At 72.5% G+C, this 11,953-nt stretch carries 13 protein-coding genes; 4 read left to right on the top strand and 9 right to left on the bottom strand.

What is annotated here, in order from left to right; genetic code table 11:
* Positions 1 to 2: 2 nt before the first annotated feature.
* From ACZ6S4_RS23450 to ACZ6S4_RS23440, 3 genes are read right to left on the bottom strand one after another with little or no spacing between them, the layout of a single operon-like run.
* Positions 3 to 1,151: an Mrp/NBP35 family ATP-binding protein gene (locus ACZ6S4_RS23450; protein WP_465476961.1), complete on the bottom strand. Its 1,149-nt coding sequence runs from the start codon at positions 1,149 to 1,151 to the stop codon at positions 3 to 5.
* 21 nt (positions 1,152 to 1,172) lie between these two features.
* Positions 1,173 to 1,697 (bottom strand): DUF1003 domain-containing protein, encoded by a 525-nt coding sequence (locus ACZ6S4_RS23445; RefSeq protein WP_360822910.1) that lies wholly within the window; start codon positions 1,695 to 1,697, stop codon positions 1,173 to 1,175.
* Positions 1,694 to 3,001, bottom strand: a complete 1,308-nt coding sequence (locus tag ACZ6S4_RS23440) for a magnesium transporter MgtE N-terminal domain-containing protein (protein WP_465477177.1) — start codon at positions 2,999 to 3,001, stop codon at positions 1,694 to 1,696. Before ACZ6S4_RS23440 ends, ACZ6S4_RS23445 begins: the two co-directional genes overlap by 4 nt.
* A gap of 33 nt (positions 3,002 to 3,034) precedes the next feature.
* On the opposite strand from ACZ6S4_RS23440, the gene ACZ6S4_RS23435 reads away from it, so the two are divergent.
* Entirely contained in the window at positions 3,035 to 3,907 is an 873-nt protein-coding gene (locus tag ACZ6S4_RS23435) for a PhzF family phenazine biosynthesis protein (protein ID WP_465476960.1), read from the top strand.
* Positions 3,908 to 4,070: 163 nt separating this feature from the next.
* Here the strand turns inward: ACZ6S4_RS23435 and ACZ6S4_RS23430 are convergent, their stop codons facing one another.
* Together ACZ6S4_RS23430 and ACZ6S4_RS23425 are read right to left on the bottom strand one after the other, a co-directional pair.
* Positions 4,071 to 4,568: a hypothetical protein gene (locus ACZ6S4_RS23430; protein ID WP_465476959.1), complete on the bottom strand. Its 498-nt coding sequence runs from the start codon at positions 4,566 to 4,568 to the stop codon at positions 4,071 to 4,073.
* A gap of 72 nt (positions 4,569 to 4,640) precedes the next feature.
* Entirely contained in the window at positions 4,641 to 5,339 is a 699-nt protein-coding gene (locus tag ACZ6S4_RS23425; protein ID WP_465476958.1) for an HAD family hydrolase, read from the bottom strand.
* A gap of 126 nt (positions 5,340 to 5,465) precedes the next feature.
* On the opposite strand from ACZ6S4_RS23425, the gene ACZ6S4_RS23420 reads away from it, so the two are divergent.
* Together ACZ6S4_RS23420 and ACZ6S4_RS23415 are read left to right on the top strand one after the other, a co-directional pair.
* On the top strand, positions 5,466 to 6,407 hold the full coding sequence (locus ACZ6S4_RS23420) for a DMT family transporter (protein ID WP_465476957.1): 942 nt from the start codon (positions 5,466 to 5,468) through the stop codon (positions 6,405 to 6,407).
* A 63-nt stretch (positions 6,408 to 6,470) separates the two neighbouring features.
* On the top strand, positions 6,471 to 7,106 hold the full coding sequence (locus tag ACZ6S4_RS23415) for a hypothetical protein (protein WP_465476956.1): 636 nt from the start codon (positions 6,471 to 6,473) through the stop codon (positions 7,104 to 7,106).
* Positions 7,107 to 7,120: 14 nt separating this feature from the next.
* Here the strand turns inward: ACZ6S4_RS23415 and ACZ6S4_RS23410 are convergent, their stop codons facing one another.
* Positions 7,121 to 7,609 carry a DUF4190 domain-containing protein gene (locus tag ACZ6S4_RS23410; RefSeq protein WP_465476955.1) on the bottom strand — a complete coding sequence of 163 codons (489 nt, stop codon included), beginning with the start codon at positions 7,607 to 7,609 and terminating at the stop codon, positions 7,121 to 7,123.
* Positions 7,610 to 7,768: 159 nt separating this feature from the next.
* Here ACZ6S4_RS23410 and ACZ6S4_RS23405 point away from each other — a divergent pair, with 159 nt between their 5' ends.
* A complete protein-coding gene (locus ACZ6S4_RS23405; RefSeq protein ID WP_465476954.1) occupies positions 7,769 to 8,716 on the top strand; it encodes an SDR family NAD(P)-dependent oxidoreductase in 948 nt (315 codons plus the stop codon).
* Between the two features lie 47 nt (positions 8,717 to 8,763).
* Here the strand turns inward: ACZ6S4_RS23405 and ACZ6S4_RS23400 are convergent, their stop codons facing one another.
* The 3 genes from ACZ6S4_RS23400 to ACZ6S4_RS23390 form a co-directional block, all read right to left on the bottom strand.
* Positions 8,764 to 9,273 carry a DUF4190 domain-containing protein gene (locus ACZ6S4_RS23400; RefSeq protein WP_465476953.1) on the bottom strand — a complete coding sequence of 170 codons (510 nt, stop codon included), beginning with the start codon at positions 9,271 to 9,273 and terminating at the stop codon, positions 8,764 to 8,766.
* A gap of 89 nt (positions 9,274 to 9,362) precedes the next feature.
* Positions 9,363 to 9,770 (bottom strand): CoA-binding protein, encoded by a 408-nt coding sequence (locus tag ACZ6S4_RS23395; protein ID WP_465476952.1) that lies wholly within the window; start codon positions 9,768 to 9,770, stop codon positions 9,363 to 9,365.
* 28 nt (positions 9,771 to 9,798) lie between these two features.
* The gene (locus tag ACZ6S4_RS23390; RefSeq protein ID WP_465476951.1) at positions 9,799 to 11,763 is read right to left on the bottom strand and encodes an intein-containing Rv2578c family radical SAM protein; all 1,965 of its coding nucleotides are present in this window, start codon (positions 11,761 to 11,763) and stop codon (positions 9,799 to 9,801) included.
* Between the last annotated feature and the right edge of the window lie 190 nt (positions 11,764 to 11,953).

The raw sequence follows: 11,953 nt of genomic DNA, 5'->3' as shown, positions 1-11,953 counted from the left end.
CCCTACTTGCGGGCGTTGACCAGCAGGCCCAGCGGCTTGCCGACCAGCGACTCGCGCCGGATGGCGAGCCGGTCGGCCACCGCGTCCAGCGCCTTGGCCGCCGGGGAGTCCGGGTCGGCCAGCACCACCGGCGTGCCGGCGTCGCCCGCCTCGCGGACCCGGGTGTCCAGCGGGATCTGACCCAGCAGCGGCACCGAGGCGCCCACCGTCCTGGTCAGCGAGTCGGCCACCGTCTGCCCACCACCGGAGCCGAAGACCTCCATGCGGGTGCCGTCGGGCAACTCGAGCCAGGACATGTTCTCCACCACGCCGACGAGCCGCTGGTGGGTCTGCTGGACGATCGCCCCGGCCCGCTCGGCCACCTCGGCCGCGGCCATCTGGGGCGTGGTCACGACCAGGATCTCGGCGTTGGGCAGCAGCTGGGCCAGCGAGATGGCCACGTCACCGGTGCCCGGCGGCAGGTCCAGCAGCAGCACGTCCAGGTCGCCCCAGAAGACGTCGGCGAGGAACTGCTGCAGGGCCCGGTGCAGCATCGGCCCGCGCCACACCACGGCGGCGTTGCCCGAGGTGAACATGCCGATCGAGATGACCTTCACGCCGTGCGACTGCGGCGGCATGATCATGTCCTCGACCCGGGTTGGCCGGCCCTCGACGCCGAGCATGCGGGGCACCGAGTGGCCGTAGATGTCGGCGTCGACCACACCGACCGACAGCCCGCGTTTGGCCAGGGCGGCGGCCAGGTTGACCGTGACGCTGGACTTGCCCACGCCGCCCTTGCCGCTGGCCACCGCGTACACCCGGGTTTTGGAACCCGGCTGGGCGAACGGGATGACCGGCTCGGCGGACTCGCCGCCGCCGCGCAGCGTGGCCTGCAGGGACTTGCGCTGCTCCTCGGTCATGACGCCGAAGTCGATCTCCACGGTGGTGATCCCGGGGATCGCGGTGACCGCGGCGGTGATGTCGTTGGTGAGCTTGTCGCGCAGCGGGCAACCGGCGACGGTGAGCAGCAGCTCGACCTTCACACCGGACCCGGCGACGGTGAAGCCCTTGACCATGCCGAGCTCGGTGATCGGGCGGCGGATCTCGGGATCGTCGACGGTGGCGAGGGCCGCCTGGATCGCGTCCTCGATGGTGGGGGCTGGTGCGGACATGACGACCATGCTACGTCGCTGTCAGGTGCGTTCCTCTTCCCACTCCTTGCGTTCCAGCTTCTGCCGTCGATGGGCCGCCTCGTCGAGTTCGTCGGCGAGCCGGGCCAGCTCCGAGCGCAGGAAGTCGCGGGTCGCGACCTCGCCGACGGCGATCCGCAGCGAGGCGATCTCGCGGGCCAGATACTCGGTGTCGGCCTTCTGCATGGCCGCGCGCCGGCGGTCCTCCTCCATCGTCAGGCGGTCCCGGTCGGCCTGGCGGTTCTGCGCGAGCAGGATGAGCGGCGCGGCATAGGACGCCTGCAGGGACAGGATCAAGGTCAGGAACGTGAACGTGTACGGGTCGAAGCGCATGTCCTTCGGCGCCAGGGTGTTCCAGGCGAACCAGGCGCCGATGATGATCGTCATGTAGACGATGAACTTCGCCGTGCCCATGTACCGGGCGATGCTCTCCGACCAGCGTCCGAAGGCCTCCGGGTCGAAGCGGGGCAGGCGGACCCGGCCCGGCTCGATCGGCTGGTCGAGGCGGTCCCGGCGGGGCTCGGTCATGAGCCCGTCTCCGTGTGGGCCTGGCGCAGCAGCGCGTCGGCCTCGTCCTTGGCGTCCTGGGCGTCGCGGTCACGCCAGTCGCGGGGCAGCGAGTGGTCCAGCACGTCGTCCACGGTCACCGCCCCCACCAGCCGGTACGCGTTGTCGACCACCGGCATCGCCACCATGTCGTAGGTCGCCATCCGCCGGGTGATCTCGGTGAGGTTGGTCTCGGGCGTCAGCGGATCTATGTCCGTCTCGATGAGGCCACCCAGGATCGACGAGGGCGGCTCCCGCAGCAGCCGCTGGAAGTGGACCATGCCGAGGTACTTACCGCTGGGGGTCGCCGAGGGCGCCCGGGCCACGAAGACCTGGGCGGCGACGACCGGGGACAGCTCCGGCTCGCGGATCCGGGCCAGCGCCTCGGCCACCGTGGTGTCCGGGGTGAGGATCACCGGCTCCGAGGTCATCACCGAGCCGGCGGTGCCGGGGGTGTAGCTCATCAGCTGCCGGACCGGCGCCGCCTCTTCCGGCTCCATCAGGTCCAGCAGTACGGCCTGCTCGGCCTGGGGCAGCTCGGCGAGCAGGTCGGCGGCGTCGTCCGGGTCCATCCGTTCCAGGACGTCGGCGGCGCGCTCCCGGTCCAGCTGGATCAGGATCTCCACCTGGTCGTGCTCCGGCAGCTCCTCGAGCACGTCGGCCAGCGTCCGGTCGCTCAGCGCCGCGGCGACCTCGTTGCGCCGCGCGTCGGCGAGGTCCTGCAGGGCGTTCGCCATGTCCGCGGGCCGCATCTGTTCGAGCAGGGCGACGAGATTGGAGGTGCCCTGGGTGTCGGTCGGCCCGACCAGGCCGCGGATCCGGTCGTACTCCACCTGGTACGTGTGCCCGCGCCGGGCCAGCCGGCCGGTGTGCTGGCGGACGGCCACCCGGGTGATCAGCCACTCGTTGTTGCGGTTGAGCTCCATGCCCAGGTCCACGACCGTGCCGGTGGTGCCCGGGCCCTGCCGATCCTCCGGCTCAACCGTGACCCGCCGGTCCAGCACCTCCTCGAGCACCAGCAGCTCGTTGGGCCGCTTCTCGAACCGGCGCAGGTTGAGCATGCCGGTGCTGAGCACGACGGCCTCGGCGTCCATCGAGGTCACCCGGCCGATCGGCAGGAAGATCCGGCGGCGCAGGGCCATCTCGGCGACGAGACCGACGACCTGCGGCGGCCGGTTGGTGGTGCGTAACCGCAGCACGGCGTCGCGCACCCGGCCCACCCGGTCGCCGTTGGGGTCGAAAACGGGCAGCGCCGCGAGCCGCGCCAGATAAACCCTGCTCCCCATGGTCACCGCACCAGCCTAAGTTAGCGTCGAACCATGTCTACCGTGGCGTACGAGATCGTCGACGTGTTCACCGACCGCCCCTTCGCCGGAAACCCGCTGGCCGTGGTCTTCGGCGGCGAGGCGCTGGCCGGCGACCAGATGCAGACACTCGCCCGGGAGTTCAACCTTTCGGAGACAGTCTTCGTGCTGCCGTCGACGGCGGGTGCGACGTACCGGGCGCGGATCTTCACTCCGGAGACGGAGCTGCCGTTCGCGGGCCACCCGAGTGTCGGCGCCGCGGTGACCTCGGTCCGGCGCGGCCTGGCCCAGCCCGGGCAGGTGGTGCAGGAGTGCGGCGCCGGGATGCTGCCGATCACGGTGGGCTCGGACGTGGCGACGCTGACCGGCGGCAAGCCGACGCTCGGCGCGCCGCTGCCGGCCCGGGACCTGCTGGATCTGGTGGGCCTGACGGCGGATGACTTCGCCGGGGCGGCAGCGGAACCGGCGGCGGCCGGCTGCGGACTGGAATTCGTATTCCTGCCGGTGCGCCGGGAAGCGTTGGCCCGCGCGTGGGCCGACCCGGCGCGAGCCCGCGCGCTGGGCGTGACGGGCATCAGCGTCTTCGCTTGGGAGCAGGCCGTGCGGACGGCGTACGTGCGGGTGTTCTGCCCGGGTGTGTCGGTGCCCGAGGACCCGGCGACCGGCTCGGCGGCCCTGGGGCTGGGCGTGTGGCTGGTGGCCCGGGGCTGGCTGCCGGAGGAGGGGACGACGTCGTACACGGTGCATCAGGGCATCGAGATGCACCGGCCGTCCCTGCTGGAGTGCACGGTGACGGCGACGGGCGGCGCGGCGACGCTGGCCACGGTCTCCGGCCACGTGATCCCGGTGGCCCAGGGCGAGATCAAGGTGCCACCGTTCGTGGGCTGACAGCTTCGGGTCTTGCGAGCACGCAGCCGGCAGGGTGGGCTCGGCCGTTCATGAGCCGCCAGGCGATTGGCCGGGCCCGCCCGGTGCCCGCGGGAGCGACGGCCCGAAACCCCGACGCACCTGGGACAGCAAGACCTTGATCTTGGTTTTTCGGGCGGTCCGCCTACGGCTTGCGCTTGCGGACGCGGTGCAGGCGGAACGGGCGGCGGACCTTGATGCGGGCCGGGGTCTCGCGCGGCGGCTCCGCCTGCGAGCCGGTCGGCAGATGCGGGGCGGCAACGGGCTCGTCGACCGGCGTCAGGCGCAGGACCGCGCAGTCGGTCTCGGCCCAGCGGGCGGTCAGCTCCTCAGCGGTGCCGCTCGCGTTGAGGCGCTTGCCGGCCAGCTGCGGGGCGATCTCGGTCCACTCCTCGGTGCCCGGGGTGAGCCGCTCGACCCGCGCTTCGACGATCACGATCAGGCCGCCGTTGTCGCCGCGCAGGCGCACCGAGGCGCGGGTCGCCTCGGCCAGGCCGGGTGCGGCCTGCTCGCCGGGGCCACAGACCAGGGTGAGTGCGCCGTCGAGCGGCATGACCCACAGGGCGAGGGGCGGGCCGCCGGGTGCGTTGATCCAGGCGATGCCGGCCTTCTTGATCGCCTCAGCCACGAGCTCGGTCGTCACCCGGTCATCCTCGCACGCGGCCCGGCCGGCGCCGGGCCGCGTCGGCGAGGGTCTGATGCATCCTGCATGCAATCAGGTCAGCGCGGGTACGGGATCAAGCAGATCCAGCACGGCGGTCAGCGACGGCACGCTCGGGCCGGCGAAGTCGTCGTCCGCGTCGAACACCAGGTGGTCGGCCAGGTCGGGGGCGGCCAGCCGGACGGCGGTCATGCCGACGGCAGCGGCGCCGGTGAGCTCGCGGCTGCCGCCGTCACCGATGTAGACGCAGTCCTCGGGGGCCACCCGCATCCGCCAGCACGCCTCCAGGTAGATCAGCGGGTCCGGCTTGCACCGGCCGACCTCGACGGAGAAGACGTTGACGTCGAGCAGTGGGGCGATCGGCATGCTCGGCAGGAAGGCAGGCAGTTCGTGGGTGCAGTCGCTGATCAGCGCGGTGCGCAGGCCACGCTGCTTGACGGCCCGGAGAACGCTCTCCGCGTCAGCCCGCAGCCGCGTGTCGGCCTTGAGTGCGTCGACCCGGGCCGGCACGGCGGCCTGCAGCTGGGCAGTACGCGGCCGGCCCCCGGCCTGCTCGGTCACCCAGCGCAGGGTCGCCTCGGCCGACCCGAGGTCTCCGCGGGCCCGGACCTGGAACGTACGATCCAGGACGCTCAGCACCGCGTCGGGATCACAGCCCAGCGCTCGAGCGATGTCGGCGTGCTGGGGCCCCCGCCGCACGGAACGGGTCAGCGTGCCGAAAAAGTCGAACACGACCGCTTGGAACGCGGGCATCGAAAACCACTCTCCTGAGGGATTGACGGAAATGCATCGGCGGCGAGCGTAACGACTGGCTCACTTTCCGCTCAACTTAGGTCGACAAACTGTGATGTGTAGATATGCAAGAAGCGACGGCGAGGGATGAATATGCAGTCACCCCGCGAACGGCCTCAGTGGCTGACCGGGGCGGCCCTGGCTGTGGCGGTGCTCGCCGTCTCGACCTCGGCCCCGCTGATCGCCTTCGTGGCCGCTCCGGCGCTGGCCGTGGCGTTCTGGCGCAACGGCCTGGCCTTCGCCGCGCTGACACCGATCACAGCCGGCCCGCGCCGGGCGGAGCTGGCCACGCTGCGCAGCCGCACCGGGCTGTTCGCAGTCCTGGCCGGGGTGGCGCTGGCGCTGCATTTCGCGACCTGGATGCCCAGCGTGCAGCTCGGTTCCGTGGCCACGGCCACGGCGCTGGTCGCGACCCAGCCGGTCTGGCAGGGCCTGATCGCGATGGCGCAGGGCCGGCGCCCCTCGGTGGCCGGCTGGACGGGCATCGGCCTGGCCGTCGCGGGAACGGTCTGGGCGACCGGACTCGACATCGGCGTGTCGGCCCAGGCCGTCCTCGCGGATGTCCTGGCCCTGCTGGGCGCGATCGCCGCGGCGATCTACACGGCGTTCGGGGAACGGGCCCGGTCCCGGCTGAGCACCACGACGTACACCTGGGTCTGCTACGGCACCTGCGCGGCGATCCTGCTCGTGGTCTGCCTGGTGGCCGGGGTGGATCTGCACGGCTACGACGGCCGCACCTGGGCCGCGATCCTGGCTCTGGTGGTCGGGGCCCAGCTGCTCGGGCACTCGATGTTCAACTACGCGCTCGAACGGACCTCGGCCACCAAGGTCAGCGTGCTGATCCTGCTCGAGGTGCCCGGCGCGGCGCTGCTGGCCTGGGCCTGGCTGGGGCAGACGCCGCGACTGGTGGCCCTGCCGGGTCTGGCGCTGCTGATGCTCGGGGTGGCCGTCGTGGTGCTCGGCGGCAGCCGGGAACGGCGGCGGACCACGGCGTCGCTGGCCGACGTGGCGGATCCCACCCCGCGCTGACGCCCGGCTCGCCTCGTTGAACCTGGCGAACTACCGCCGCGCGCGGTAGAGAGGTGGGATGAGATGCGCCGCTGTCGATACCGGCTCTGCTGCCTGCTGCTCGGGGCGGTGCTCGTGACCAGCTCCTGCGGTGAGCCGGAGATCCCCGAGCCCGGCCTGACCGGGGGCTGGACCACGGCCGGCTGTGAGTTCTCCCGCCGGCCGGCGACCGTGACGATGGGCGGGCGGGTCATGCCGGCGACGCCTCCGGAACTGGACGCGGCGATGGCCCGCATCGACGCGGGCGGCCGCGCCGAGCACGCCGGCAGCTACGCCGGGCTGGAGGTCGACCAGGAACGGGTGCGCGCGATCGTGCACCGGGTGCCGTCGGCCGCCTTCGACGACTTCATCCGGCAGAGCGCGCAGGACACCTGCATCGTGGTCCGCGACGCGGCGCACAGCCTGGCCGAGCTCACCGGCTGGCACGACCGGATCGTCGCCGACCTCGACGCCTGGCAGGCCAACGGCGTCCGCATCTCCAGCGTCGTGGCCCGCCACGACGGGCGGGGCGTGGAGATCGGCACGCGCGACGTCGAGCGGGCGCGCGATGCCATGCCGCGGCGTTACGGGCGGACCGCGCCGCTGATCTTCGTCGAGCAGGGCCCGGTGGTTCCGCTGGCCGAGCCGGGCGTGCCGACCGCACCCCAGCCCGGCGGCTGAGCCCTCAGCAGCTCTCAGTAGGTGCTGCCGGAGTCTCTGACCAGGAAGATGACGAAGACGGCGATGCCCAGCACCGCGATCGCGGTGACGACCCAGCCGACGATGATGCCGGCCAGCGCCAGGCCGGCACCGCCCGCACCCGTGGCGCGGATCCGGCTCCGGGCCACGTGACCGAGGATCGCACCGATGATGCCGAGCAGCCCGCCGATCGACCAGAGGCACAGGCCCGCCACCCCGGCGCAGGACACGACCAGGGAGGCGATCGCCAGGCCCTCGGTCGGCCGGGCCGGCGCGTACGGATAACCCTGCTGGGAGTACGGGCTGCCGGAGTTGCCGTAGTCGTAACCCGGCGTGGGCGGGACGCCGTACCCCTGGATCTGGGGTGCCGGGTAGTCGTAGCCGTACTGCTGCGGGTTGGGCGGCGGCGGTTGATACGCCTGGATCGGTGGATCCGGCGGTGGCGGATAGGTGCCGTCCGGTCCGGGCGGCGGTGGATAGGTCATGACTGCCTCCGTCCGGCGCTGCATCTGCGCCCGCCAGAATAGGCGGCCGTGTCACGGTGCCGCGCACACCGCGTGCCTGGTTGTGCGCGGTGTGCGGTCGCCGCACGCCACGGTGGTCCGATGTTTGCCCCGGCTCGCGGGAGCGGGCAGGATCGCCGCATGGTCTTCGACGCCCGTACCGCCAGCGGCAGCCGCTCGAGGCGGGACGCCACCCGCCCGGCGGCCGGCCGCCGGCCCCGGTCTGCCGCGCCCAGTTCCGAGCCTGAGCAGGACCTGGGGCCCGATCCGGTCGCCGAGTCCGGTGCTGCCCAGGACGATCCCGTGACCGAGCCGGAGGAGGGCCCCGTGACGCTGCGGTTGGACGGAAAGGTCGCGCTGGTCACCGGCGCCGGCAGCCCGGACGGCATCGGGTACGCGACCGCGCGCCGGCTGCGGGACCTCGGCGCCCGGGTGGCGATCGTGTCGACCACCCGGCGGATCCACGAGCGCGCGTCCGAGCTGGGCGTCACCGGTTTCGTGGCCGATCTCACCGACGAGGCCGAGGTCGGTGCGCTCGCCGACGCGGTCCTCGACCAGCTCGGCGACGTCGAGGTGCTGGTCAACAACGCGGGCCTGGCCAGCCGGACCAGCCCCGAGGTGCTGCGCCCGGTCGCCCAGCTGACGTACGACGAGTGGCGCGCCGAGATCGACCGGAACCTGAGCACCGCGTTCCTGTGCAGCCGGGCCTTCGTGGGCGGCATGTCCGAGCAGGGCTGGGGCCGCATCGTGAACCTGGCGGCGACCGCGGGCCCGATCAACGCCCTGCCCACCGAGGCCGCCTACGCCGCGGCGAAGTCGGGCGTCGTCGGGCTGACCCGGGCGCTGGCGATGGAGCTGGTGGCCGACGGCATCAACGTCAACTGCGTGGCGCCGGGCACGATCTACACGGCCGCCTCCACCGTCACGGAGATCAAGCAGGGCCTCGGCACCCCGATCGGGCGCCCGGGCACCCCGGACGAGGTGGCGGCGGCGATCGCCTTCCTGTGCTCGCCCGCGGCGTCGTACATCACCGGGCAGATGCTCGTGGTGGACGGCGGCAACAGCGTCCGCGAGGCCGAGTTCCGCTGAGGCGCCGGAACGCCCGGTGGACGCTGGTCCACCGGGCGGGCCGTACGTCAGTAGGTCGTGCTGCCGGACGAGCCGATCGCGAAGATCGCCACGACGATGTAGAAGGCACAGATCAGCACGTAGATGCTGGTGAAGATGTAACCCAGCCAGAGGCCGGCGGTGGCCAGGCCCTCACCGGACTCGCCGGTCTGCCGGATCTGCTTCTTGGCGACGTGCCCCATGACGATCGCGGCGGGCGCGAACACGAAGGCGAAGACCAGAGCCAGGATGGCCATGGTGTTGGTCGGCGCCTGCGGGGTGTAGGGCTGCTGCGCGTACGGCTGGCCGTAGCCGGGCTGCTGCTGCCCGTACTGCGGCTGGCCGTAGGGCTGTCCGCTGGACGGGGCACCGTAGGGCGGCTGCTGCCCGTACGGCTGTCCGCTGGACGGCGCGCCGCTGGCAGGAGCCGCATAGGGGTCCTGCGAGTAGGGCGAACTGGGGTCGTAACCCGGCTGCTGCCCGTAGGGCTGCTGGGGCTGATATGGATCCGGTGTACCACCGGGCGGCGGGTAAGTCATCAGAGGTCCTCCTCGTTCACCCCGGCACGGTACTAGCCGGGGCGTAGTCGAGGGGACCCGACGCAGGGTATCCGACCTGCCGGATCGGCTCAGGACAACTTGGTGAGCTGACCGACGGCCCGTTCGACGGCCAGGCAGCGGTCCTCGACGTAGTCCATCCCGGCCTCGGTGGCGATCCGGCGGGCCTCGGCGGAGACGATGCCGGTCTGCAACCAGACAGCGGGAGCCTTGATGGCGACGGCCTGCCGCACGATCTCCAGCGCGTCGGCGGCGGGCCGGAAGATGTCGACCAGATCGACGGGCTCGTCCAGGTCAGCGAGCGTGGGCACGGTGCGGATCCCGAAGACCTCGTCGACGAACGGGTTGACCGGAATGATGCGCCACCCGTACCGGAGCATCTGCAACGGCACGGTGTGCGACGGCTTGTGCGGATCCCGAGAGGCCCCGACCACGGCAATGACGTTCGCCTCGGCCAGGATCTGCTGTGCACTCCTCATGCCTCGACTCTAGCCACGCGCGGCCGGGTCACAGCAGGGTCAGTTGCTGGGGCTCGGCCTCGCGGATGGCCGGGGCGGTCTCCCCGTACGCCGCCGCCGGTGCTCCGTTCGCGCCGGCCGTGCGAGCCTCGCCCATCGCCGCCCGGTGCAGTCCGTGCCGCCGGGCCGCCATCCGCACCCGTGCGCCGATCTCCTTCTGGAACGACTGCGGTGCGTACGAGCCGGCCCGGAACAGCTCGCGATAGCGCGGCGCCAGCTCCGGGTGCTCGCGGGTGAGCCACGCCGCGTACCACTCGCGGGCGCCCGGCCGCAGGTGCAGCACCAGTGGGGAGACGCTGGCCGCGCCGGCGGCGGCGATGGCCGCGACGGTCTCCTCGATGGACTCGTCCGAGTCGGTCAGGCCGGGAAGGATCGGGGCCATCAGGACTCCCACCGAGAAGCCGGCGTCGGTCAGGCGGGCCACCGCGTCCAGGCGCCGGCGGGGGCTCGGGGTGCCGGACTCGACGGCACGCCACATCCGCTCGTCGACGAAGCCGATCGACATCGACAGGCTGACGTCGGTGACCGTGGCCGCCTGCCGCAGCAGCTCCAGGTCGCGCAGGATCAGCGTGCCCTTGGTCAGGATCGAGAACGGGTTGGCGAAGTCGCGCAGGGCCGTCAGGATCGGCGGCATCAGGCGGTAGCGGCCCTCGGCCCGCTGGTAGACATCCACGTTGGTGCCCATGGCGATGGGCGCGCCGGACCAGCGTGGGGCGGCCAGCTCGCGGCGGACCAGCTCACCCGCGTTGACCTTGACGACCACCTTGGAGTCGAAGTCGTGGCCGGCGTCCAGGTCGAGGTACGTGTGGGTGTTGCGGGCGAAGCAGTTGTGGCTCACCACGCCGTCGGCGATGAAGTCGCCCGTGCCGGTGGTGATGTCGTAGAGCGGCAGGGTCAGACCGAGGTCCTCGATGTCGGCCACGGTGAGCTGGGGCTCGCTGCGCACCCCGACCCCGGCCGCGTCCAGCGGCGCCCCGCTCACGCCGGTCAGGTGCCGGAAGCGCAGGGCGGCCCACAGGTCGCGGGCGACCTCTACGGAGTAGACCTCGCCGAGCTGCGGGTGCGGCGGGCGGCGGCTGGGCAGGCCGAGGTGGGTCAGGGCGTCCGTGATCCGGTCCAGGAAGCCCTGGTCGCGGCTGGTGAAGACGACGGCCAGCCGGTCGGTGCAGCCGGTGGCGCCGAACGCGCCGGCCAGGAAGCCGCGATACCAGCTGCCGGACGGGAGCTCCGGCCAGCGCAGCGCCACGTGCATCGGGATGTCTTCGAGGTAGGAGTCCGCGCGGATCCAGGCGTCGCTCTCCCGGGCGCCGGCCGGGGCCCCGGCGTCACCGCGGACCAGGCCGCAGAGGTAGCCGGTGCGGTAGTCGGGGGACTCCTTCGGCGCGTCGGCGAAGCCGCCCACGCCGGACAGCCGGTCACCCACCGCCAGGGCCGGAAGGCCGGCTTCGGCCGGGCTGACGTGCCGCCAGCCGCGGTCGGTGAGGAAGCGGTGATCACCACTGGACACCAGTCGGGTGCCGTCGGCCAGGGTGACCCGGAAGGCCGGCTTGCTGGTGGTCCAGTGGTCGAGCACCGTGGTCGGCACATAGCGCCGGTGCGGGCCGGCGCCCATCGTGCCCAGCACCGCGTCGCCGACCCGCACCTGCGACAGCGGGCGGGTCGACCCGTCGGCCAGCAGGATCGGGGTGTCGCCGCTCAGGCAGTAGGAGCAGGCGTGCGAGCAGCCCCGGTAGGGATTGATCGTCCACTCGAAAGGCACGCGGGACGCGCCGGGCACCCTGTTGATCAGGGACTTCGCCCGGATCTCGTAGAACGTCATGCCGGCGAACCCAGGCGTGTCGAAGGTGCGGACGGTCGCGCCGGGCAGCGCCAGCGGCAGGGGTGGAGCCGCCGGCGCTGCCCTGTCCGGGAGCGAGTCGTCGCCGGCCGGGGCCGACAGGTGTGACCATCGCATGGCGAAGATTCGAACACATGTTCGATCCACTGTCTACCCGCACCGGGAAGCCGTACCGGAAAGAAGTGTGGCCCGGACGCGAAAGCGGGGGGGGGGGGGGGGGGGGGGGGGGGGGGGGGGGGGGGGGGGGGGGGGTGGTTGGGGGGGGGGGGGGGGGTCCCGCGTCGCTCGTGCACTCCCCTGCCCCCTC

Source organism: Actinoplanes sp. NPDC051405 (assembly GCF_055586185.1).
Note: the sequence above shows the minus strand (reverse complement) of the source record. Positions and strands in the feature narration are given on the sequence as shown.